This window comes from Stenotrophomonas sp. YAU14A_MKIMI4_1 (assembly GCF_003086855.1).
Classification (GTDB): Bacteria; Pseudomonadota; Gammaproteobacteria; order Xanthomonadales; family Xanthomonadaceae; genus Stenotrophomonas.
On sequence record NZ_CP025998.1, the window covers coordinates 304,952 to 325,497 of the forward strand.

19 protein-coding genes and 1 tRNA gene are annotated in these 20,546 nt (G+C 67.3%); 12 read left to right on the top strand and 8 right to left on the bottom strand.

The window, feature by feature from the left end:
- Positions 1 to 24 precede the first annotated feature (24 nt).
- The 3 genes from C1931_RS01295 to C1931_RS01305 all read left to right on the top strand — a co-directional run bounded on the left by C1931_RS01295 (position 25) and on the right by C1931_RS01305 (position 2,604).
- Positions 25 to 399 (top strand): hypothetical protein, encoded by a 375-nt coding sequence (locus C1931_RS01295; protein WP_108748148.1) that lies wholly within the window; start codon positions 25 to 27, stop codon positions 397 to 399.
- A gap of 71 nt (positions 400 to 470) precedes the next feature.
- Complete coding sequence (locus C1931_RS01300; protein WP_053520384.1) at positions 471 to 1,154, top strand: response regulator transcription factor; 684 nt, start codon at positions 471 to 473, stop codon at positions 1,152 to 1,154.
- A 25-nt stretch (positions 1,155 to 1,179) separates the two neighbouring features.
- Positions 1,180 to 2,604, top strand: a complete 1,425-nt coding sequence (locus C1931_RS01305) for a sensor histidine kinase (protein WP_108755135.1) — start codon at positions 1,180 to 1,182, stop codon at positions 2,602 to 2,604.
- A gap of 36 nt (positions 2,605 to 2,640) precedes the next feature.
- On the opposite strand, the gene C1931_RS01310 is transcribed toward C1931_RS01305, so the two are convergent.
- Positions 2,641 to 3,387: a M90 family metallopeptidase gene (locus tag C1931_RS01310; RefSeq protein ID WP_108755136.1), complete on the bottom strand. Its 747-nt coding sequence runs from the start codon at positions 3,385 to 3,387 to the stop codon at positions 2,641 to 2,643.
- 8 nt (positions 3,388 to 3,395) lie between these two features.
- Positions 3,396 to 3,671 carry a hypothetical protein gene (locus C1931_RS01315; protein ID WP_108748150.1) on the bottom strand — a complete coding sequence of 92 codons (276 nt, stop codon included), beginning with the start codon at positions 3,669 to 3,671 and terminating at the stop codon, positions 3,396 to 3,398.
- A 131-nt stretch (positions 3,672 to 3,802) separates the two neighbouring features.
- Here C1931_RS01315 and birA point away from each other — a divergent pair, with 131 nt between their 5' ends.
- The 4 genes from birA to C1931_RS01335 all read left to right on the top strand — a co-directional run bounded on the left by birA (position 3,803) and on the right by C1931_RS01335 (position 6,488).
- A complete protein-coding gene (birA, locus tag C1931_RS01320; RefSeq protein ID WP_108755137.1) occupies positions 3,803 to 4,768 on the top strand; it encodes a bifunctional biotin--[acetyl-CoA-carboxylase] ligase/biotin operon repressor BirA in 966 nt (321 codons plus the stop codon).
- Complete coding sequence (locus C1931_RS01325) at positions 4,765 to 5,496, top strand: type III pantothenate kinase (RefSeq protein WP_108755138.1); 732 nt, start codon at positions 4,765 to 4,767, stop codon at positions 5,494 to 5,496. The genes birA and C1931_RS01325 overlap by 4 nt, the downstream gene beginning before the upstream one ends.
- 9 nt (positions 5,497 to 5,505) lie before the next feature.
- Positions 5,506 to 6,360 carry an SPOR domain-containing protein gene (locus tag C1931_RS01330; RefSeq protein WP_108755139.1) on the top strand — a complete coding sequence of 285 codons (855 nt, stop codon included), beginning with the start codon at positions 5,506 to 5,508 and terminating at the stop codon, positions 6,358 to 6,360.
- A gap of 52 nt (positions 6,361 to 6,412) precedes the next feature.
- Positions 6,413 to 6,488: transfer RNA gene (locus C1931_RS01335), tRNA-Thr, on the top strand.
- Positions 6,489 to 6,570: 82 nt separating this feature from the next.
- On the opposite strand, the gene C1931_RS20195 is transcribed toward C1931_RS01335, so the two are convergent.
- Both C1931_RS20195 and C1931_RS01340 read right to left on the bottom strand, forming a co-directional pair.
- On the bottom strand, positions 6,571 to 7,359 hold the full coding sequence (locus C1931_RS20195; RefSeq protein WP_159095426.1) for a hypothetical protein: 789 nt from the start codon (positions 7,357 to 7,359) through the stop codon (positions 6,571 to 6,573).
- Positions 7,360 to 7,565: 206 nt separating this feature from the next.
- Complete coding sequence (locus C1931_RS01340) at positions 7,566 to 8,570, bottom strand: PHB depolymerase family esterase (RefSeq protein WP_108755140.1); 1,005 nt, start codon at positions 8,568 to 8,570, stop codon at positions 7,566 to 7,568.
- 192 nt (positions 8,571 to 8,762) lie between these two features.
- On the opposite strand from C1931_RS01340, the gene C1931_RS01345 reads away from it, so the two are divergent.
- Genes C1931_RS01345 through C1931_RS01360 form a run of 4 tightly spaced genes read left to right on the top strand, consistent with a single transcriptional unit; the run spans position 8,763 to position 15,687 of the window.
- Positions 8,763 to 10,937, top strand: coding sequence for a TonB-dependent receptor (locus tag C1931_RS01345; protein ID WP_108755141.1), 2,175 nt, complete (start codon positions 8,763 to 8,765; stop codon positions 10,935 to 10,937).
- A gap of 11 nt (positions 10,938 to 10,948) precedes the next feature.
- Positions 10,949 to 11,827 carry an alpha/beta hydrolase gene (locus C1931_RS01350; RefSeq protein WP_108751877.1) on the top strand — a complete coding sequence of 293 codons (879 nt, stop codon included), beginning with the start codon at positions 10,949 to 10,951 and terminating at the stop codon, positions 11,825 to 11,827.
- Positions 11,824 to 12,306: a MaoC/PaaZ C-terminal domain-containing protein gene (locus C1931_RS01355; RefSeq protein ID WP_108755142.1), complete on the top strand. Its 483-nt coding sequence runs from the start codon at positions 11,824 to 11,826 to the stop codon at positions 12,304 to 12,306. Before C1931_RS01350 ends, C1931_RS01355 begins: the two co-directional genes overlap by 4 nt.
- Before the next feature lie 45 nt (positions 12,307 to 12,351).
- Positions 12,352 to 15,687, top strand: coding sequence for a PAS-domain containing protein (locus C1931_RS01360; protein WP_108755143.1), 3,336 nt, complete (start codon positions 12,352 to 12,354; stop codon positions 15,685 to 15,687).
- 4 nt (positions 15,688 to 15,691) lie between these two features.
- Here C1931_RS01360 and C1931_RS01365 read toward each other — a convergent pair whose 3' ends face one another.
- On the bottom strand, positions 15,692 to 16,366 hold the full coding sequence (locus C1931_RS01365) for a response regulator transcription factor (protein ID WP_108755144.1): 675 nt from the start codon (positions 16,364 to 16,366) through the stop codon (positions 15,692 to 15,694).
- Between the two features lie 128 nt (positions 16,367 to 16,494).
- Between C1931_RS01365 and C1931_RS01370 the strand changes: the two genes are divergently transcribed.
- Positions 16,495 to 18,138: a fatty acid--CoA ligase gene (locus C1931_RS01370; protein WP_108757613.1), complete on the top strand. Its 1,644-nt coding sequence runs from the start codon at positions 16,495 to 16,497 to the stop codon at positions 18,136 to 18,138.
- Positions 18,139 to 18,144: 6 nt separating this feature from the next.
- Here the strand turns inward: C1931_RS01370 and C1931_RS01375 are convergent, their stop codons facing one another.
- The 3 genes from C1931_RS01375 to C1931_RS01385 all read right to left on the bottom strand — a co-directional run bounded on the left by C1931_RS01375 (position 18,145) and on the right by C1931_RS01385 (position 20,360).
- Complete coding sequence (locus C1931_RS01375; RefSeq protein WP_108755145.1) at positions 18,145 to 18,549, bottom strand: hypothetical protein; 405 nt, start codon at positions 18,547 to 18,549, stop codon at positions 18,145 to 18,147.
- Between the two features lie 562 nt (positions 18,550 to 19,111).
- Positions 19,112 to 19,285 (bottom strand): hypothetical protein, encoded by a 174-nt coding sequence (locus C1931_RS20200; protein WP_159095427.1) that lies wholly within the window; start codon positions 19,283 to 19,285, stop codon positions 19,112 to 19,114.
- 124 nt (positions 19,286 to 19,409) lie between these two features.
- Positions 19,410 to 20,360 (bottom strand): hypothetical protein, encoded by a 951-nt coding sequence (locus C1931_RS01385; RefSeq protein WP_159095428.1) that lies wholly within the window; start codon positions 20,358 to 20,360, stop codon positions 19,410 to 19,412.
- Positions 20,361 to 20,546 lie beyond the last annotated feature (186 nt).

The window sequence follows — 20,546 nt, forward strand, 5'->3', positions numbered from 1 at the left end:
CCGTGCTCGGCTAGGATCGCTTCGATGTCTTCCGCTCCCTTCCACCGCCGTTTTGCCCTGGCCACCTTCGTGGTGCTGGCTGCTGCGCCGCTGTCTTCGGCGCTGGCACAACAGCCGCCGCGCGGCGACCAGGGGCGGGCGGAGATGATGGACCGCAGCGACCGCGGTGGCCGTGGCGACGAACGCTCGTTGTCCGACGCGGTGCGTCGGGTGCAGCGCACCACCGGCGGCCACATCCTGGGCGCCGAGCGGGTTCCGTTCGATGGTCGTGACATCAACCGGGTGAAATACATGGACGACCGGGGCCGGGTCCGCTACATGGACGACCCCGCCCCGGCACGTTCACAGCCGCGCACGCCGCGGTCGGATATGTCATCACTACGCGGCGATAACCCCTGAACAGGGATAGTTGCCGCATCACCCCGTACCCACAGGCCTGCGGGCCACACCCAGCACACTAGGGAGAGTTCATGCGTATCCTTCTGGTCGAAGACGAAGCCCCGCTGCGTGAGACCCTGGCAGCCCGGCTCAAGCGCGAAGGTTTTGCCGTCGATGCAGCACAGGACGGCGAAGAAGGCCTCTACATGGGCCGCGAAGTGCCGTTCGACGTCGGCATCATCGACCTGGGCCTGCCCAAGATGTCGGGCATGGAGCTGATCAAGGCCCTGCGCGATGAAGGCAAGAAGTTCCCGGTCCTGATCCTGACCGCCCGTTCCAGCTGGCAGGACAAGGTCGAAGGCCTGAAGCAGGGCGCCGACGATTACCTGGTCAAGCCGTTCCATGTGGAAGAGCTGCTGGCCCGCGTCAACGCGCTGCTGCGCCGCGCCGCTGGCTGGAGCAAGCCCACCCTGGAATGTGGCCCGGTGGCCCTGGACCTGGCGGCACAGACGGTCAGCGTGAGCGGCAGCAACGTGGACCTGACCAGCTACGAGTACAAGGTGCTGGAATACCTGATGATGCATGCCGGTGAACTGGTCTCCAAGGCCGACCTCACCGAACACATCTACCAGCAGGATTTCGACCGCGACTCCAACGTGCTGGAAGTGTTCATCGGCCGCCTGCGCAAGAAGCTGGACCCGGACGGCGAACTGAAGCCGATCGAGACCGTGCGCGGCCGCGGCTACCGTTTCGCGATTCCGCGAAACGAGGGCTGAGCCGGCTCACCCTGGCGATAGCATGATGTCCGGCCGTCTGTGGTTCTTCCGACGCTGGCGGCCGCGCTCACTGCAGGCGCGCCAGACGTTTGCCGCGTCCGTGGGCCTGGTCGCGTTCCTGGCCCTGGCCGGTTATGCGCTCGATGCCGCCTTCGCCGATACGGCGAAGGCGAACCTGCGTGAGCGCCTGAAGAACTACGCCACCGCCTATGCGGCCGGCATCGACTTCACCCGCGACCGTTCGCTGTACATCCGCGAACAGCCGCCGGATCCGCGCTTCGACGTGCCCGGCAGTGGTCTGTACCTGCAGGTGGTGATGCCCGACGGCAAGGGCAATTCCATGTCCGCCGAAGGCCCCATGCTGCCCACCGTGGGTGGTGGCCTGCTGGCGCCGCGCCAGGAAGTGTTCGAAGGCCCGCTGCCGATGATCCAGATCGATGGCAGCCAGGGCTCGGTGTACCGCTATGGCCTGGGCCTGGTGTGGGACGCCGACGCCGACCCGGCCACCGAATTCCCGTACACCATCTACGTGATGGAAGACTCGCGCGCGCTGGGTGCGCAGTTGCGTGTGTTCCGCAGCCGCGTCTGGTTCTACCTGGGCGGCATCGGCCTGATCCTGCTGCTGCTGCAGACGGTCATCCTGCAGTGGAGCCTGCGCCCGCTGCGGCGGGTGATCACCGAGCTGACCAAGGTGCAGCGCGGCGAAACCGAGCGCATGAGCGAGCGCCACCCGCGCGAGCTGGAGCCGCTGACCGACAGCATCAACGCCTTCATTGAAAGCGAGCGCGAGAACCTGGAGCGCCAGCGCAATACCCTGGCCGACCTGGCGCACAGCCTGAAGACACCCATTGCCGTGCTGCGCACGCAGATGGACAGTGGTGCCGGCGACAATGCGCTGCGCGAAGAACTGGACGTACAGCTGCAGCGCATGAACAACCTGGTGTCCTACCAGCTTGCGCGTGCGGCATCGTCGGGCCACAAGCTGTTCTCTGCACCGCTGCCGATCGAACCCAACGCCGAAGAAATCGTGCGTGGCCTGGAAAAGGTCTACGCCGCCAAGGGCGTGCTGTGCGAATTCGACATCGACCCGGCAGCGCGCTTCCACGGCGAACCGGGCGACCTGCAGGAACTGCTGGGCAATCTGCTGGAAAACGCCTTCAAGTGGGCAAAGCGCCGCGTGCTGCTGACCGCCCAGCCGTTGCCGGCGCCGAACGCGCGCCGCGCCGGCCTGCTGCTGGCGGTGGACGACGATGGCCCGGGCATCGCCCCGGATGACATCGGCAAGGTGCTGCAGCGTGGCGTGCGCGGCGACGAGCGCGTGCAGGGCCACGGCATCGGTCTGTCGATCGTGCAGGACCTGATCAAGGATTACCGCGGCGAACTGCTGGTGGCCCGTTCCAGCGAACTGGGCGGCGCCCGCTTCGAAGTACGCCTGCCGCCGGGCCCGTGATCCCCACCGCCGGGCATTGCCCGGCGAACACATGAATCACCCGACCATCGCCGGCGGCGCGCCATACAACCGCCGCAGATGCGCGGCGACCTCGGGCAACGCCTCGGCCAACAGATCCGGCGCGGAAAAATGGTATTCACTGGCCACCGCGAAGAACTCTTCCGGGGCCTCGGCCGCATACGGGTCGATCAACGTTTCCCCGCCCGCATCCACCTGCGCGCAGAAGGCATCGTAGGCCTGCTGGAACGTGGCTGCCCATTCGCGTTGCCAGTCGCGCGGCAGTGGCGGGGTGCCATCCATCGCCCCGTCCAGCGCATCCAGCTTGTGCACCATCTCGTGCACGGCCACGCAGAAGCCGTCGTGCGGCGCGGCCAGGTCGGCCTGCACATCGGCCCACGACAGGATCAGCGGACCGCTGTCCCAGGCTTCGCCAATCAGCTCGTCATCCCATTCGTGCAGCACGCCGGCCGCATCCATGTGGCTGCGGTGCACGCGGAACGCATCGGGGTAGATGATCAGCTGCGACCAGCCCTGCAGCCCCACGTCGCCAAATTCCAGCAGCGGCAGGCAGCACAGCGCCGCCAGCAGCACGCCGTCGGCCACCTGCAGCTGCAGGCCGCCCACCGGGGTCAGGGTCTTTTCGTGCAGGAAGCGCGTGGCCAGTACGCGCAGGCGCGCGCGCCGCGCATCATCCAGGCCGCGCAGCCATGCCGCGCGCTGGCAGGCATCATCCCAATGGGCATCTTCGATCGGCCGCGGCGTCGGCCGCAGCCACTGCAACAACGACCTGATCAGCGGAACATGCCCGGCAGGTAGCTGTGCCACTTCGGTGCGCGGATGCGCGGCAGCACATCGTCATCGCCGCCACCGCCGGTGGTGGTGCTGGCCGCAGGGCGTACCGGCGCCGGCTTGGCCGCCGCGCTGGTGGGCGCGGCGCTGGGCGCGCGCTGCGAAGCGGCATCCCCCGCCGAATACACACAGGCACCCCGGCTGTCATCGAGCGCTGCCGTTGCAGACGCCGCGAACGGCATCGTCAGCAGGATCAGGCAATGGGCATAACGGCGCATTGACGACATCCACGTTAAGGGGAGGTGAGTTCCCGATCATAGCCCGAACCCGGCCCCGCCGTGGAAGCCCCCCGGCGGGCGCCTGCCCGGCCTTTCCCGCATAATTCCTGCCTGACCTGACGGAAACTGCCGTGGACGATCGCCAACTGCTGGCCAAACTCGCTGCCGGTCGCCTGTCCGGCGATGCCCTGGCCCGTGAGCTGGGCCAGACCCGGGCCGCCATTTGGAAGCGGATTCAAGGACTTAGGGCCGCTGGTGTGGATATCCAGGGGCGCGCGGGCGAGGGCTACGGCCTGACCCGGGCGCTGGAGCTGCTCGACCCCCAGGCCATCCGCAGCCGCCTGCCTGCCGACGCCCAGGCCCTGCTGCACGACCTGCAGGTGGCCTGGACGGTGGACTCCACCAACGCCGAATTGCTGCGCTGCAGCGCGCCACTGCGCGGGGTCAGCGTGCTGCTGGCCGAGCGCCAGACCGGTGGCCGCGGCCGTCGTGGCCGCAGTTGGGCTTCGCCGCTGGCCGCCCATGTCTACCTGTCGGTGCTGCGCCTGTTCGAAGGCGGCCTGGGCCGTCTGGCCGGATTGAGCCTGGTGGCCGGCGTGGCCGTGGCTGAAGCGCTGCACGATCTGGGCTTCACCCAGGCGCAGCTGAAGTGGCCCAACGACGTGCTGGTGGACGGCCGCAAGCTGGTCGGCCTGCTGGCCGAAGGCGGTGGCGAGTACGCCGGCCCGGCGCGCGCGGTCATCGGCATCGGCATCAACGTGCATATGCCGCCTGCCTTCGGTGAGGAGATCACCCAGCCGTGGGTGGACCTGGACACGCTGGCCGGCACCGTGGTGGACCGCAACCAGGTGGTGGCCGCCGTACTGGCGCGCCTGCTGCCGGCGCTGGAAACCTTCGACCGTGATGGCCTGGCACCGTTCCTGCCGCGCTATGCCGCGCTGGACATGCTGGCCGGCCAGGAGGTGCGTGTGGAACTGGATGGCCAATGGCAGCACGGCACCGCGCTGGGCCTGGCCGACGATGGCGCCCTGCGCGTGCGCATCGATGGCCGCGAGCGCCTGCTGCACGCCGGCGAAGTCAGCGTGAGGGCGGCATGAGCGATTGGTTGTTCGATCTGGGCAATTCGCGTTTCAAGTTCGCGCCGCTGCAGGGCAACCGTGCCGGCGATGTGCAGGCCTGGGCGCACGGCGCCGAAGGCATGGCCGCGCAACCCGAGCACAGCCTGCCCAGCGGCCGCGTCGCCTTCGTTGCCAGCGTGGCCGCACCGTCGCTCACCGCTGCGATGCTGGACCAGTTGCAGCGCCGCTTCGATGAGGTGCGCGTGGTGCGCACCAGCGCCGAATGCGCGGGCGTGCGCATCGCCTATGCGAAGCCGGAAAAGTTCGGCGTGGACCGCTTCCTGGCCCTGCTGGCGGCGGCCACCGCGCAACGGCCGGTGCTGGTGGTCGGCGTAGGTACCGCGCTCACCCTGGACCTGCTGGATGGCAACGGCCAGCACCACGGTGGCCGTATTTCCGCATCGCCCACCACCATGCGCGAAGCCCTGCATGCGCGGGCCGTGCAGCTGCCGGCCGCGGGCGGCGACTACAGCGAATTCGCCAACGACACCGCCGATGCGCTGGCGTCGGGCTGCGATGGCGCAGCCGTTGCGCTTATCGAACGCAGTGCGCAGCAGGCACAGGCGCTGCTGGGCACGCTGCCGGCGCTGCTGGTGCATGGCGGCGGCGCACCGGCACTGATGCCGTTGCTGCCGGGCGCTGATTACCACCCGTCGCTGGTGCTCGATGGCCTGGCCCGCTGGGCGGTGCACCCGGCAGCAGGCTAGTATCGGCGCATGCTGACCCGTGCCCTGATTGTCGTACTGGCCATCCTCAACCTGGGGGTCGCCAGCTGGTGGCTGCTGCGAACCGAACCCACGCGCGCTTCTGCGCCAACGCCGCCCAGCGGCGTGGCCGAACTGCGCTGGCTGCCCGGCGGCACCGACGCCGTGGCCGTGGCACAGACTGCCGCCGCCCCGACCGAAGCGCTGGTAGCGCGCGAAGCCGCACCGGGCGCTGCGCTGGCGCCTGCCGACGCACCGGCTGCTGCGCCCACGCCCACCGCCACGCCGCAGCCGCAGCCCACCGCCGCCGCGCCGCTGGCCGCCGTGGCCAACCCCGCCGCACCGACCCCGCCGGTCGCTGAAACCCCCGCGCCGGAAAAGCCTGCGCCTGAAAAGCCGGCCGCGCCGCCGCGCTGCATCGCGCTGGGGCCGTTTGCCGATCGCGCCGCCGCCGTGGCCGCGCAGGGTCGCGCCGGCTCCCTGCTGACGCCCGCCCGCCTGCGCGAACAGCCGGCCGCCAGCGGCAGTGCCCGTTACCGCGTGCTGCTGCCTGCCGCGGCCAGCCGCGATGACGCGCAGGCCACGGTCAAGCGCATCGTTGCCGCCGGGTTGAGCGACTACTACATCATCGGCCAGGGCGAAGAGGCCAATGCCATTGCCCTGGGCCAGTACCGCAACCGCGAAGGCGCCGAACGGCGCATGGCCGCCGTGCAGGCCGCCGGCTTCCAGCCGCGCCTGGTCGCCAGCGGCGAAGCCGGGCAGTGGTGGCTGGAAGGGCAGTTGGCCAACGGCAGCGAGCCGGGCCAGGTGCAGCAGCGCAGCGCCGCCGCACAGCAACGGTCGCTGGACTGCACGCGACTGCGCTAGAATCGGGTCCCGGCCGCGCCAGGCGCCGCCGGCGCAGCACCCAGCACCCCATGCCGCTTTAGCTCAGTTGGTAGAGCAACTGTCTTGTAAACAGTAGGTCATCCGTTCGATTCGGATAAGCGGCACCATCTGGGATTGCCCATGCGTCTCTGGAAACGGGGGGGCAGCCGGAATAGCCAGCGCAGTGCGCTGGCTTTTTCGTGTCCAGGCCTATTGCAGCCGAATCAGCTCGCTTCCAATCTGCTGACACCGTTGCAGCATCGTCTCGCCGGATGGCGTTCCAATCCGGATGGTACCGTTCACCAGCAACGGATAGGTCTCAAGCCGCAAACGATAGGCCTGCTGCGACGAGATGCGTACTGCCCGATCACCTGAAGCAAGTGGGGCTCCGGGCAAGCTCTCTTCCTTGATGAGCCCGTTGATCTTGAGTTGGGCACATAGCCCTGCGTAATAGGCACTTCTTTCGTCGCGCGCTCGGGGATGCTTGGTAGCGAGCCCCAATGCATGAAGGCTCTCATGCGCAACCAGGTCAACCAGATTCGCGAAGGCTTGTGGTTGATCGCCGTAGACGTGCGATGCAAGTGCAAGTGTCCTGCCTGTCGCAAAGCGGCCAAGCGATCTTGTCCGTATCGCCCCTGCAGTGCCTTCTGGCACGAGCAGGACCCGATAGCTGTTGGAGGCTGCCGGTATCCATGACTCGGCCAAGGCCGCCGCCGCATCGATCCGTGAACAGACATCTTCCGCAGCGATCCCAAGCCCATCCGCGATCTGCAGGCTGATACTCCGCTCAGTGTTTGCACAGAGGTGGACATGGGTGGTGCCTACGTCGGTTCGACCAGGCAGTAAGGAAGCTGTGTGGAAGTAGCGAAGAGGACCAATAGGTACCGAAACAACTTCGGTGTAACCCGATGACGCAACGCCCTTGGGCAGTGTGGTGGTCGCGCAGCCTGCAAGACCCATGGCGCAGATGCCGAGAAACAAACTTGCGATCCTGTGCATTCCGTCTCCGCATGAAAGCGGGGACTGACGCCCCCGCTCCAGTCAATCAATCGGTACTGCCCATCCATGTACCTGTGCGGCGATCACTGATTGATACCGTCGCGCCCAGTCAACCTGAAGATAGCAGTGTGTCCGGCTGATGCGCACCGCTCTGGTGGGGTGTGCGGTCTGTTCGATTCGGATAAGCGGCACCACACCCAGCCTCATCAACGCTGCTGATCCCTCAGGAACAACCACGTAATCAGCGTCGCGTCCGGTCCCTGCGGATCGGTGAACGGCAGCCCCGACGTGCTGCCGCTCCACGCATGCCCCATGCCCTGCACCACGTAGTGCTGCACCAGGGTGCGGCCGCCGTATTGGTAGCTGTAGACCGTATAGGCATGCCCGCCCGGCACCTGCCCGTTGAAAACGCTGGTTGGCGTGGTGCCCACCGAATCGTTGTCCAGGCCGTCGTCGGCCAGATCGTTGGTCTGCAGGAACTGGCGTACCGCCTGCTGGCCGTTCACCGGGTTCACCGTGGTATCGGCGCTGCCATGGAATACCAGCACCGGCAGCGGTCGCGGCGACGGCGATCCCGAACACTGCCACGCCAGCCGCCCGTTGCTGTCCGGTGAATGGATGCTGCCGGCCAGCAGCGCATAGGCGCTGCCCGATACCGTGGTCGCGCCCTTGTACATGCCACCGGCATGCACCGCACCGGCGGCGAACACATCCGAATAGCAGGCCAGCATGATCGAGGTCATCGCCCCGCCGGCGGAAATGCCGGTCACATACACCCGGCGCGGATCGACGCTGTAAGCTGATTTCACCGCGCCCACAATGCCGGCCAGGATCGACGCCTCGCCGCTGCCGCGCGCCTGGTTCACCGGCAACTGCCAGTTCCAGCAGCGCCCGCCATTGGCGGTCACGTTCTGCCGCGGGTACACCACGATGAAGCCCTCGCTGTCGGCCACCTCGTTGAAGCCCGATGCCTCGCCCATCAGGTTGGGCCCGGTCACGCAGCCGTGCAGCACCAGCAGCAAAGGCAGCGGCTGGCTGGCCTGGTAGCCGGCTGGCACCCACACCTGGTACTCGCGGCTGCCGAACAGGTTGCCGTATACACCGGCATCCCAATGCCCTTCGGCGCCCGCCGCCGCAGCGCTTGCGCCCATGGCCAGGCACAGGCACAACGCCCGCCCTGCCGCTCTGATCGAATCGATGACAGCGTTCATGCCAGCTCCTGGTGCGTGCGCGATGGCCGCCGGTGACGGCGCGCCCAGTATCCCGATCCGGCCCGGGCTGCCGACTGGACCTAGGTCCACTCGCCGGGCCCCGGCCGCACCGCTAGCCTTGGCACGATGGGCGGCGTGGGCCACCCGCGTGGCACTGGGGAGGAGCGAATGAAACGGAATTGTTTGAGCCTGATGATCGGCGCGCTGGTGGTGTCCGGGCCGGTACTGGCCCAGCAGGCGGCAGAGCCTGCGCCCAGCGCGGGCAAGGCGGCCACGGCCACCAACCTGGACAGCATCATGGTCACCGCGCGCAAGCGCGAAGAGACCCTGCAGGAAGTACCGGTGGCCGTCACCGCGTTCACTTCCGAAGCGCTGGACAAGATGAACGTGCAGGACATCAGCGATCTGGACGCGCAGGTGCCCAACCTGACCATCTACGCGGCGCGCGGCGCCAGCAGCACGGTCACTGCCTACATCCGCGGTGTTGGTCAGTCCGATCCCACCTGGGGCGCCGACCCGGGCGTGGGCATCTACCTGGACGATGTCTACATCGCGCGCCCGCAGGGTGCGCTGCTGGACGTGTTCGACGTTTCGCGCATCGAAGTGCTGCGCGGCCCACAGGGCACGCTGTACGGCAAGAACACCATCGGCGGCGCGATCAAGTACATCTCGCGCGGCCTGCCCACCCAGACCGAAGGCTTCGCACAGATCACCGTGGGCAACTACAGCCAGCTGGACGCCAAGGCGGCCATCGGCGGCCCGATCGGCGGCGCCGACAGCGGCCTGCGCGCGCGCGTGGCGGTGGCCAGCATGAACCAGGATGGCTTCGGCGAAAACACCTTCAACGGCCAGCCGGTCAGCGACAAGCAGATCAACGCGGCGCGCTTCAACCTGGGTGCCTATGCCGGCGATGATTTCGATGTGCAGTTCGCGCTGGACTGGATCGACGACAAATCCGGCATGCGCGGTTCGAAGATGCTGGCGCCCAACCCGTTCCTGCCGGCGTTCCAGCCGATGGACAGCCGCTACGACATCCGCTCGGGCATGCGCAACCTCAACAACGTGGAAAGCAAGGGTGCATCAGCCACGGTGAACTGGCGGCCCAGCGAGGACGTTGCGCTGAAGTACGTGGTGGCCAAGCGCGAATCGGACAGCGATGGCAACGTCGATTTCGATACCACGCCGGTGAAGCTGGCCGACGTGAGCGGTACCTACCACGATGACCAGATCAGCAACGAACTGCAGTTGAACTACGATGCCGGCGGCCGCGTGCGCGGCGTGGTCGGCCTGTACCAGTTCAGTGGCGAGGCTGGTGGCCAGATCCAGAACAACTATTTCAGTGCGCAGTTCGCCGACAACCAGGGCAAGGTGCTGACCGACAGCATCGCCCTGTATGCCGACTGGACCTTCGACCTGACCAACAAGCTGAAGCTTGACCTGGGCGCGCGCTACACCGACGAGGACAAGCGCGCGATCGTGCTCAACCGCCTGTATGCCGACCCCGGCTTCAGCCGGCCGGTGGCGGTCACCGCCGACTTCGACAAGAAGACCAATTTCAGCAACGTCTCGCCCAAGGTCTCGCTGGATTACCAGATCACCCCGGACGTGATGGTCTATGGCCTGGCCACGCGTGGCTTCAAATCCGGCGGCTACAACATCCGCGCCAATGCGGTGGCGGTGCCGCGCTCGGCCGAGCCGTTCGACGATGAAACCGTGGACAGCTTCGAGATCGGCAGCAAGATGGGCTTCTTCGACCAGCGCCTGTTCCTGAACCTGTCGGCGTTCCACAACAAGTACAAGGACATCCAGCTTTCGGTATTCACCGGCATCGACACCAACGGCGATGGCGTGGCTGATGGCTTCTTCGGTGACTTCACCAACGCCGGCAAGGGCACGGTGAACGGCCTGGAGATCGAGTACCAGTACCTGCCCACCCAGCACTGGATGATTTCCGGCAACCTGGCCTGGCTGGACACCAAGTACGACGAATACATGGACCGCGGCGTCAACGTCGCCGACCAGATGAAGTTCACCAACGCTCCGGATTTCTCCGGCGCGGTGAACGTGGAATACCGCACCGATCTGGCCAACGGCGGCAATCTGTCCGCACGGGTGACCTACAGCTACCAGAGCGAGGTGTGGCCGACCACCGACCTGAGCCCGGTGATCCGCCAGGACGGCTACGGGCTGGTCAATGCCGGTGTCATCTGGCGGCTGGATGATGCCTGGACGTTCTCGCTGCAGGGCACCAACCTGACCGACAAGGAATACCGCACCACCGGCTACAACATTCCGGCGGTCGGTACGCTCATTGGCTTCTATGGCCCGCCGCGGCAGTACAGTCTGAGCGTCCGTTACGATTTCTAGGAGTGAACTGCATGACGCCGTCTTACCAGGATCTGTACTGGAACAGTGACGATGGCCTGCGCCTGCACGCGCGCGACCATGCACCGGCAACCGGAGCCGCGCCACGCGGCACCGTGGTCTGCATTCCAGGCCTGACCCGCAACGCGGCCGACTTCGATGCGCTGGCCGCCTCGTTGTCGGCGGCCGGCTGGCGCGTGCTGGCGGTGGACCTGCGCGGGCGCGCCGGTTCGCAGCGCGCCGCCGACCCGGCCAGCTACAACGCGCGCACCTACGCCGACGACATGGTGGCGCTGCTGCGCACGCAGGGCATCGACAAGGCGGTGTTCATCGGCACCTCGCTGGGCGTGCTGGTCACCCTTACCGTGGCTTCGCGCGCACCAGAGCGCGTGGCAGCGGCGGTACTGAACGATGCCGGCCCGAAGGTGCCACGCGAAGCGCTGGCGCGGATCGGCAAGTACGCCGGCAAGCCACTGCCTGCGATGGACCTGGCCCAGGCCACCGCGTACGTGGAATCGATCGGCAAGGCCGCGTTCCCGCGCTACGGCAGCGACGATTGGCGGGCGATGGCGCAGCGTACCTTCCGCGTGCGTGACGACGGCCTGCTGGAACTGGACTACGACCCGGCGGTGATCCGTACCACCCGGCCGTGGCTGCTGTGGCTGCTGCGCCCGGTGCTGTGGCGGGCGGTACGTGGGCTGACATCGCGCGTGCCGGTGCTGGTGGTGCGCGGCGCGCTGTCGGACATCCTGCCGGCCGATGTGGCGCGGCAGATGGTGGCCACTTCCGACCAGGCCCGCCTGGTGGAAGTGCCGGCGGTCGGCCACGCACCGATGTTGAACGAGCCCGAGGCGCGCGATGCGATCCTGGCCCTGCTGGAGCGTGTGCGGTGACCACCGCCCATGCCGAGGCCTTGCCGGTGGCCCTGCAGGATCTCTGGCGCTGGGCGGCCAGCGAGCGCCTGGGCCCACGCAGGCGCATCGACCAGGCCCGCATTGATGCCTTCGCCGATGCCACCGGCGACCACAACTGGATCCACGTCGATGCGCAGCGCGCCCGCAGCGACCTGCCGGGTGGGCAGACCATCGCCCATGGTTTCCTGTTGCTGGCGCTGACCGTGGAAGACGACGTGGCCGCGCTGGCCGGCTTTGCCGGCATCGCCCACGTGCTGAACTACGGCTTGAACAAGGTGCGCTTCCTGGCCCCGGTGCCCAGCGCCAGCGAGGTGCAGGTGCGCTCGCAGCTGGTCAGCCTGGAACCGCGGCAGCCCGGGCAGTGGCTGCTGACCCAGCACAAGACCGTGGAAGTGGTACCGGGCGGGCAGGTGGCCGTGGTGGCCGAACAGCTGTCGCTGGTGGTGGTCGCCGCCTAGCGCGGGCCGCTGCACGGCGCCACGGGTTCTCTCTACACTGGAGCGATGTTGACGCCCTCGATCGTCCTGTTGGCCTGCATCGCGTGGACCGTGCTGCTGTTCGGCGTTGCGCTGTGGGGCGAACGCAAGGGGCACCGCCTGGCGCGTGCATGGCCGGTCATCTACGCCCTGTCACTGGCGGTGCACTGCACCGCGTGGACCTATTACGGCGCGGCATCGCAGGGTGTGCAGTGGGGCTTCCCGGTGCCGCCCACGCTGATCGGCATGGCGCTGATCTTTGCCTTCGGCCTGCCGTTCCTGCTGCGGCTGGGGCGGTTGGCCAAGCAGCACAACAGTGCCACCCTGGCCGACCTGGTGGTGGCGCGCCTGCGCAGTGACCAGGGGCTGGCCATCACCATCACCGTGGTGGCGCTGTTCGGCATCATTCCCTACATCGCGCTGCAGCTCAAAGCGGTCAGCCAGGGCCTGGGCGCTTTGCTGGGCGATCACTTCGCCGCCAATGGCTGGCGGCTGGACATGTCGTTCTGGTTCGCCCTGACCATGGCCGCGTTCACCCTGCTGTTCGGCGCGCGCAAGGCCTCGGCCACCGAACACAACCGCGGCATCGTGGTGGCGCTGGGGCTGGAATCGGTGTTGAAGCTGGTGGCGCTGCTGGCCATCGGCCTGTATGCCGCGCTGTCGGTGCAGCAGTCCGGCACGCCGCTGCTGCAGAAAATGGTCACCCTGCCACCGCCAGCGGTCATCCCCGATTTCCTGACCATGGTGCTGCTGGGCGCGCTGGCCGCGTTCACCCTGCCGCACCAGTTCCACGTAGGCGTGGTCGAGCTGCGCCAGTCGTCCGACCTGAAGACGGCGCGCTGGCTGTTCCCGCTGTATCTGCTGCTGATCGGCCTGCCGTCGGTGCCGATGGCGCTGTATGGCGCGGCGCAGTTGCCGCCGTCGGTCTCGCCAGACCTGTACGTGCTGGGCCTGCCACTGGCCGGTGGCCACCATCTGCTGGCCCTGGTGGCCTACCTGGGCAGCCTGAGCGCGGCCACCGGCATGATGATCCTGTCCGGCCTGACTCTGTCGATCATGCTGGGCAACCATGGTGTGGGCTCGCGCCTGCTGGGCGGCATGCAGGGCGGCGACGCCGGTGCCGACCTGCGCCCGCGCGTGCTGGCCCTGCGCCGTGCCGGCATCGTCGCGGTGTTCCTGATGTCCTGGCTGTACAGCCGCGCGATGAGCGATACCGAAGCGCTCAGCGATTTCGGCCTGATGTCCTTCACCGCGCTCTCGCAGCTGGCACCGGCGGTGCTGCTGGCGGTGTACCGCCCGCGCACGCCGGCGCCGGCCATCATGGCCGGCATCGTGGTGGGCTCGCTGGTGTGGCTGTGGCTGGTGCTGCTGCCGATGGTGGTGCCGGCGCCGCAGCCGGGTGCCAGCGGTGATGGCCTGCACTGGCTGGCCCTGCTGTCGGTGCGGCTGCAACCGGGGCATATCGCCTTCAGCATGTGCGCCAGCCTGGCGGCGAACCTGGTGGCGATCGTGCTGGTGGCGCGGGCGGTGCGCCCGTCGCTGCCGCGCCAGCGCAATGCGGTGGCTGCGGCCACCATGCGCCGCACCGCCGGGCGTTTCCTGGGCCAGGAACGCGCGCGGCAGCTGATGGAAGGGCATGCCGGGCAGATGCTGGAAGCCGAGCGTGTGACCGCCATCGAGCGCGAACTGACCGCCGTGGTCGGGGCCGGCATGGCGCGCCTGCTGGTGGAAGCAGCGCGCGATGGCGGCGCAGCGCCGCTGGATGCGGTCACCCGTGCAGTAGGCGAGGCGACCCAGGCGCTGCGCTTCAACCAGCGCCTGCTGGAAGCCGCGCTGGAAAACATGAGCCAGGGCATCAGCGTGGTCGATGCACAGTTGCAGCTGGTGGCCTGGAACAGCCGCTACGCCGCGCTGTTCCGCTTCCCGCCGGAACTGCTGCAGGTGGGCCGGCCGGTGGTGGACCTGACCGCGTGGGCGCTGGACCAGCTGCAGATCGGCCAACGGGCCGGCGACAGCCCCGACCACGCGCTGCAGCGCCGCGTGGCCCACATGCGGCGCGGCACCCCGCATCTGTCCGAGCGCATCTTCCCGGACAACACCATCGTTGAAATCCGTGGCAACCCGATGCCCGGCGGTGGTTACGTGGCCACCTTCACCGACGTCACCGCCTTCCGCCGCGCCGAGGATGCGCTCAAGCGCAGCAATGAAACGCTGGAACGGCGGGTGCAGGACCGCACCGCGCGGCTGGAACAGGCGGTGCACGAGGCCGAACGGGCCAACGTGGCCAAGACCCGTTTCCTGACCGCGGTGGGCCACGACCTGATCCAACCGTTGCATGCGGCGCAGCTGCTGGCCGACGCCATGTCCCAGCACATCGATTCGGAATTCCTCGGCAGCTTCCTGCGCCAGATCCGCGGGGCGCTCGATTCCACCGACGATCTGCTGTCGGGCCTGCTGGACATTTCGCGGCTGGAAGCCGGTGGGCTGGTACCCGACCCGCGCCCGTTCGCGCTGGCCACCGTGCTGGACCCGCTGGCGCAGGAATTCGCCGTGCTGGCCGCCGCGCGTGGCCTGCAGTTCCGCTACGTGCGCACGGCGGCCTGGGTGCACAGCGATCCGCTGCTGCTGCGGCGGGTGCTGCAGAACTTCCTGGCCAATGCGATCCGCTACACCCGCCAGGGCGGGGTGTTGCTGGGCGTGCGCCGTCGCGGCCCGGCGCTGCTGATCGGGGTGCATGACAGCGGCCCCGGCATCGCCCCGGAACAGCAGTCCATCGTGTTCGAGGAATTCCACCGCGGCGACCGCAGCAACGGCCAGGGCCTGGGCCTGGGGCTGACCATCGCCCACCGAATCGCACATCTGCTGCATGCACCGTTGCAGTTGCACAGCGTGCTCGATCATGGTTCGGCGTTCTCCATCAGCGTGGCGCGCGCCACACCGCCGCTGGTCCAGCGCCCGCAGGCCACCAGCGGCGGCAGCAGTGCCATCAAGGGCACCCGTGTGCTGGTGGTCGACAACGATCCGGACGCCCTGCACGCCATGCAGCAGATGCTGCTGGCCTGGGGCTGCGATGTGGTGGCCGTTGCCGATGCGGGCGCCGTGGGCAGCGCCGCGGCCGATGCCGCGCTGTGGCTGTTCGACTACCACCTGGACTCAGGCGATACCGGGGTGGCGCTGTGGCAGCGGCTGGTGGCCGCGCATGGTCCGCGGCCGACCGTGGTGCTCAGCGCCGATACCGGCAGCGAGGTGCGCGAGGCGGTGCGTGCGGTGGGGCTGTCACTGCTCAACAAACCCTTCAAGCCGTTGGCCCTGCGCTGGGCGATCAACCACCTGCTGGCCACGCCCACCACCGTGGCGGACTGAGGCCTCAGGCGTCCTGGGTGTCTTCAATCTGTCGCGCGGGATCGGTCAGGCCCATTTCGTGCAGCACGCGGATCGCCTGCGCGCGGTTGCGCACCCCAAGCCGTTCCATGATGCGGGTCATGTGCGCTTTTACCGTGCGCAGCTGCACGCCCAGGCGGTCGGCAATCTGCTTGTTCAACAGGCCCTCGGCCACCAGGCTCAGCACCTTGTACTGGTGCGCCGACAGGCTGGACAGGCGCGCGGCCAGGTCGGCGTCCTTGTTGAACGGCGTGACCCGCGCCACCGCTTCGCGCAGCAACGCCGGAATCCAGCGCTCGCCTTCCAGCACGGTCTGCAGCGCGTGCTGCAGGTCGTTCAAGCCGGAACTCTTGGGCAGGTAGCCGGCCGCACCCAGATCGATCGCGCGGCGGATCACGTGCGGCTCTTCGTTGGCCGACACGATGATGATCGCCAGCCCCGGCTGCAGCGCACGGATGGTGGCCAGCCCGGCCAGGCCATGGTTGCCAGGCATGTGCAGGTCCAGCAGCATCAGATCGATCGGCCGGCTTTCCAGCGCTTCCAGCACGGTTTCCAGCGAATCGGCCTCGCTGATCTGCAGGTCGGCCACGGCGTCCTCGGCCGCGCGGTGCAGGGCGGCGCGGAACAAAGGGTGGTCGTCGGCGATCAGCAGGCTGGGCATGTTCTGGCGAGGTTAGCAAAACCGCTGCGGCCGGGCACAGGTACCTAGGTACGCTGGCGTGGCCTGCGTGGATCGCTAGTGTGGCCGATGAACCCGGCCGCCCCGATGCGGCCCACAAGGAGCGCACCATGCCAACGGAACACGCCGCCGCGCCGGCCTACCCGCTGCTGATCAAGCAGCTGCTGCATACGCCGCTGGCGACGCGGCCGCAGCAGGAAATCGTCTACGGCGACCGCGTGCGCTTCGACTATCGCACCCTGCAGGCACGCATCGGCCAACTGGCCGGCCTGCTGGCGTCGCTGGGGGTGAAGCAGGGCGATACCGTGGCGGTGATGGACTGGGACAGCAACCGCTACCTGGAAAGCTACTTCGCCGTGCCGATGCTGGGTGCGGTGCTGATGATGGTGAACATCCGCCTGGCACCGGAACAGATTGCGTACACGCTGAACCACAGCGGCGCTCGGGTGATCCTGGCCAACCGCGATTTCCTGCCGGTGCTGGACGCGCTGCACGAGCAGCTGCCCGACCTGCAGACGCGTATCCTGCTGGACGATGAGGACGGCCCGCTGCCGCCCGGCTTCGCCAGCGAATACGAGGCCGGCCTGCGCGCGGCCACGCCGGTCACCCGCTTCCCCGATTTCGACGAGAACACGCGCGCCACCGTGTTCTACACCACCGGCACCACCGGCCTGCCCAAGGGGGTGTGCTTCAGCCACCGGCAACTGGTGCTGCATTCGCTGGCGGCCATGGCCGCGCTGGGCAGTGCTGCCAGCCAGGGGCGCCTGCATCGCGACGATGTCTACATGCCGATCACGCCCATGTTCCATGTGCACGCCTGGGGCGTGCCCTATGTGGCCACCTTGATGGGCATCAAGCAGGTCTACCCGGGGCGCTATCTGCCGGCACGGCTGCTGCAGCTGATCGCCCGCGAACAGGTGACGTTCTCGCATTGCGTGCCCACCATCCTGCACATGCTGCTGGAGCACCCCGATGCCGCACAGGCCGATCTGCGCGGCTGGAAGGTGATCATCGGCGGTGCGGCGCTGCCGCGTGCGCTGGCCCAGCAGGCGCTGGCGCGCGGCATTGATGTCTTCGGCGGCTATGGCATGTCCGAAACCTGCCCGCTGCTGACCCTGGCGCAGATCGACCCCGACGCAGTGGCCGATGCGGAACAGGAACTGTCACTGCGCACCAAGGCCGGCATTCCGGTGCCGCTGGTCGAACTGCGCATCGTGGATGCGCAGATGCAGGACGTCGCCCACGACGGCAGTGCCACCGGCGAAGTGGTGGTGCGCGCGCCCTGGCTGACCCCGGGCTACCTGCACAACCCCGAGGCATCGGCGGCGCTGTGGGAAGGCGGCTACCTGCATACCGGCGACATCGGCAACATCGACAGCGGCGGCTACCTGCGGGTGACCGACCGCATCAAGGATGTGATCAAGACCGGCGGCGAGTGGATCTCGTCGCTGGCACTGGAAGACATCATTGCGCTGCACCCGGCGGTGAGCGAGGTGGCGGTCATCGGCATTGCCGATGACAAGTGGGGCGAACGGCCGCTGCCGCTGGTGGTGCGGCAGGCCGGCAGCGAAGTGAGCGAAGCAGAGATCATCGAGCTGGTGGCGGCACGCAGCCGCACCGGCGATATATCCCGCTACGCCATTCCGCAGCGGGTGCGCTTCGTCGATGCGCTGGAACGCACCAGCGTGGGCAAGATCAACAAGAAGAAGCTGCGCAATCTGCACGATCCGCAGGGGGTCGCACCGCCGGCGTGATCCGGCTCAGGCGGCCTGCAGCTGCTGCCCCACGTATTCGGCCAGCCCGCGGCAGGCCAGCAGCAGGCCTTCGCGCGTGGCGTCGCCGATATCGTCCTTGGCGGCCCCATCCACGCGCACGCGTTCGGCGGCGTGCAGCAGTTCCAGCAGCGTACCCAGGCCGGCGTTGGCGCGGTCGGCGCGGGCCAGCGCCTGGCCCTGTGCTGGCGAGCAGACCGGCCGCCGCCAGGGTTGGCCATCGGCCGCTTCACCGGCGCGCAGCCGCTGCAGGCAGACGGGCAGGGTGAGCGGATCGAGCACTTCGTTGGCGGCGGCAAAGGCGGCTTCCAGCGGGCGTGCCAGTTCCGGCGGCAGCTGCGCGGCAGCGTCGCCCAGGGTGGCGGTCAGGAACGGGTGCGGCGGTCGGGTCATGCGGGCATCCTCGAAGCGGGGCAGAGCGCCACCGCTGCGGGTGGCGGGCGATGCGTGGTTCCAATCCCGGTGATCTTGACGAAGCCGGTGGGCACGAGGCCCCCACGCACCGCCCGCCATATGGACGCGGACGGATTGCCAGCCGGCGTCGCGCACGGAACGACGACGCCGGCTGGCAAGCGTAAACAACATCAAGATCTTCGGGGTTGGAAACCCGGCCACCCGTTGTCGGTGGCGATTCATGATTGGCACGCGGGAAGAGGCTGCGCCAATTGATTCTCGCGATGCATTCGCACTTTCTGATCAGAAAGTTGAATTGCCGTTTTTGGCTCAAAGCACTGATTTCAAGGCAAAAACGACAGAATGCGCGCTGCTCAGGAATGCGTTGAATGGCGTGCCGTCTGCAGAGCATTGCGCGCCGCGAGCAATGCGCCCTGTAAAGACCACTTAACTGCGTGGATGCGTCTTCATCCCACCACATGCAGGCCCGCGCGTCCAATGATGGACGCGCGGGCGCCCGTAATCGACGACCCGACTTCTTCTCCGCTCTCAGAAGCCAGGGTCACTTGGCTACGATGGCTGCCACGCCGCCCACCGCGCAGGCCATCCAGGACAGCGTGAGCAGCCGCGTCGCATAGGACTGGTTGGTGAAAGGCGGTGCTCTGCGAAGCCGTGACCTGTAGCAGAGAATGGCGGCGATGAACGCCAGCGACAGCAGCAGGTAGGAACCGGCCACCCAGCCTTCCAATCGCACGGGGCTGCGAAGCCCCGCCATCATCCAAACGCCGCTGGACCACGCGAAGATCAGTAGCGTGGCTAGAAGTACCCGATTACCGTGCATGGTCTGTCGCCCGCAGTTCTCACGGATTCAACGAAATGATCTGGCACCGCACGCCTGTTGGCGTGTAGGTACAGCCGATCCGGTAGCCCCGATGAATCGGCGGCGAGTTTGGCCCATCCCAGCCCACGCCCAAACGATCAAGGTGTCTGACCATCTCTTCGCCCGACCCGTAACCTGCCGGGGAGTTCGGGAACTCGTAGTTCTGTGTGGCTTGGTCCTGGTTTGCAACGTCTTTTTGCGAGTCAGGAATGATGTTGCCCACCGCATCCCGTGCAGAGCCCGGGATGTAGCTGTAGTCCCGAACGTTCCAGTTGTAGTTCACCAGGATGTACGACCCGTCGGGAAACGGGACACGATTGATGATCGATATCGGCGTGGGCAGAAGAGTGGATTGAATGGCCTGCGAGAACGCAGAGATGAATGCTCGCGTAGATTCGAGGGTGTACCAGAATGGACCGAGATTCGAGTAGCTGAATGTTCTCTGGATCGCCTCCTGACGGAGTTGTGGGGTAGTCACCGCATCCATGGCATTCATCGGAACTGTTGGGCCGTCATCGGCCGGGGCTGCTGCGGGCTCGGCCAGTGTCGAGTTGCCTGCCCGCCCGAGCTGAACCGGGATGTCAATTACAGGCAGGGTGTGGGTTACTACTGGCGAGCCACCATTGACGTCGTACAACTGCAGGCCGGCGTTGAACATCGCGTGTTCCTCGGCCGTCAACATGACTTCCTTGACGACGGGCAGGCCCGCTGCAGAGAGTGGTCCGCCGCCCTGGCCTTTGACGTTCATGTGGTACAGGCGGCGATTCCTGAAATCCCAGAAGTAGTAGTCACCCTCGCCGCGCTCCCTTGAAATCGTCTGGCGCTTTCCAAGGTCGCAGTCGTCGCAGTGAAAAGCCTCAGTAGCCTGCGCGGAAAATCCACAGGCTGTCATCGCGCCTGCGAGCAGTAGATGCAATAGCGAATTCTTCATGATGCGTCTTCCTTCTCTGGAGAAATGACGGCATCTCGGACACCTTTCGCGTGGGTCGTAGCTGCCGTGAGCGGGACGATCACGCGACGGTGCAAGGCCGGTAAGAGGAAAAGTCGACATGTACGAGAATTGGGTCGCACAATGCCGCTTCTCCTCTACAAGAATCAGCTTTCCCCTACACCGCAG

Excerpts from the sequence above, each read along its gene's own strand:
- C1931_RS01295 (WP_108748148.1), top strand. The coding sequence starts at position 25 with ATGTCTTCCGCTCCCTTCCACCGCCGTTTTGCCCTGGCCACCTTCGTG.
- C1931_RS01300 (WP_053520384.1), top strand. The coding sequence starts at position 471 with ATGCGTATCCTTCTGGTCGAAGACGAAGCCCCGCTGCGTGAGACCCTG.
- C1931_RS01305 (WP_108755135.1), top strand. The coding sequence starts at position 1,180 with ATGTCCGGCCGTCTGTGGTTCTTCCGACGCTGGCGGCCGCGCTCACTG.
- C1931_RS01315 (WP_108748150.1), bottom strand. The coding sequence starts at position 3,671 with ATGCGCCGTTATGCCCATTGCCTGATCCTGCTGACGATGCCGTTCGCG.
- C1931_RS01325 (WP_108755138.1), top strand. The coding sequence starts at position 4,765 with ATGAGCGATTGGTTGTTCGATCTGGGCAATTCGCGTTTCAAGTTCGCG.
- C1931_RS01330 (WP_108755139.1), top strand. The coding sequence starts at position 5,506 with ATGCTGACCCGTGCCCTGATTGTCGTACTGGCCATCCTCAACCTGGGG.
- C1931_RS20195 (WP_159095426.1), bottom strand. The coding sequence starts at position 7,359 with ATGCACAGGATCGCAAGTTTGTTTCTCGGCATCTGCGCCATGGGTCTT.
- C1931_RS01340 (WP_108755140.1), bottom strand. The coding sequence starts at position 8,570 with ATGAACGCTGTCATCGATTCGATCAGAGCGGCAGGGCGGGCGTTGTGC.
- C1931_RS01345 (WP_108755141.1), top strand. The coding sequence starts at position 8,763 with ATGATCGGCGCGCTGGTGGTGTCCGGGCCGGTACTGGCCCAGCAGGCG.
- C1931_RS01350 (WP_108751877.1), top strand. The coding sequence starts at position 10,949 with ATGACGCCGTCTTACCAGGATCTGTACTGGAACAGTGACGATGGCCTG.
- C1931_RS01360 (WP_108755143.1), top strand. The coding sequence starts at position 12,352 with ATGTTGACGCCCTCGATCGTCCTGTTGGCCTGCATCGCGTGGACCGTG.
- C1931_RS01365 (WP_108755144.1), bottom strand. The coding sequence starts at position 16,366 with ATGCCCAGCCTGCTGATCGCCGACGACCACCCTTTGTTCCGCGCCGCC.
- C1931_RS01370 (WP_108757613.1), top strand. The coding sequence starts at position 16,495 with ATGCCAACGGAACACGCCGCCGCGCCGGCCTACCCGCTGCTGATCAAG.
- C1931_RS01375 (WP_108755145.1), bottom strand. The coding sequence starts at position 18,549 with ATGACCCGACCGCCGCACCCGTTCCTGACCGCCACCCTGGGCGACGCT.
- C1931_RS01385 (WP_159095428.1), bottom strand. The coding sequence starts at position 20,360 with ATGAAGAATTCGCTATTGCATCTACTGCTCGCAGGCGCGATGACAGCC.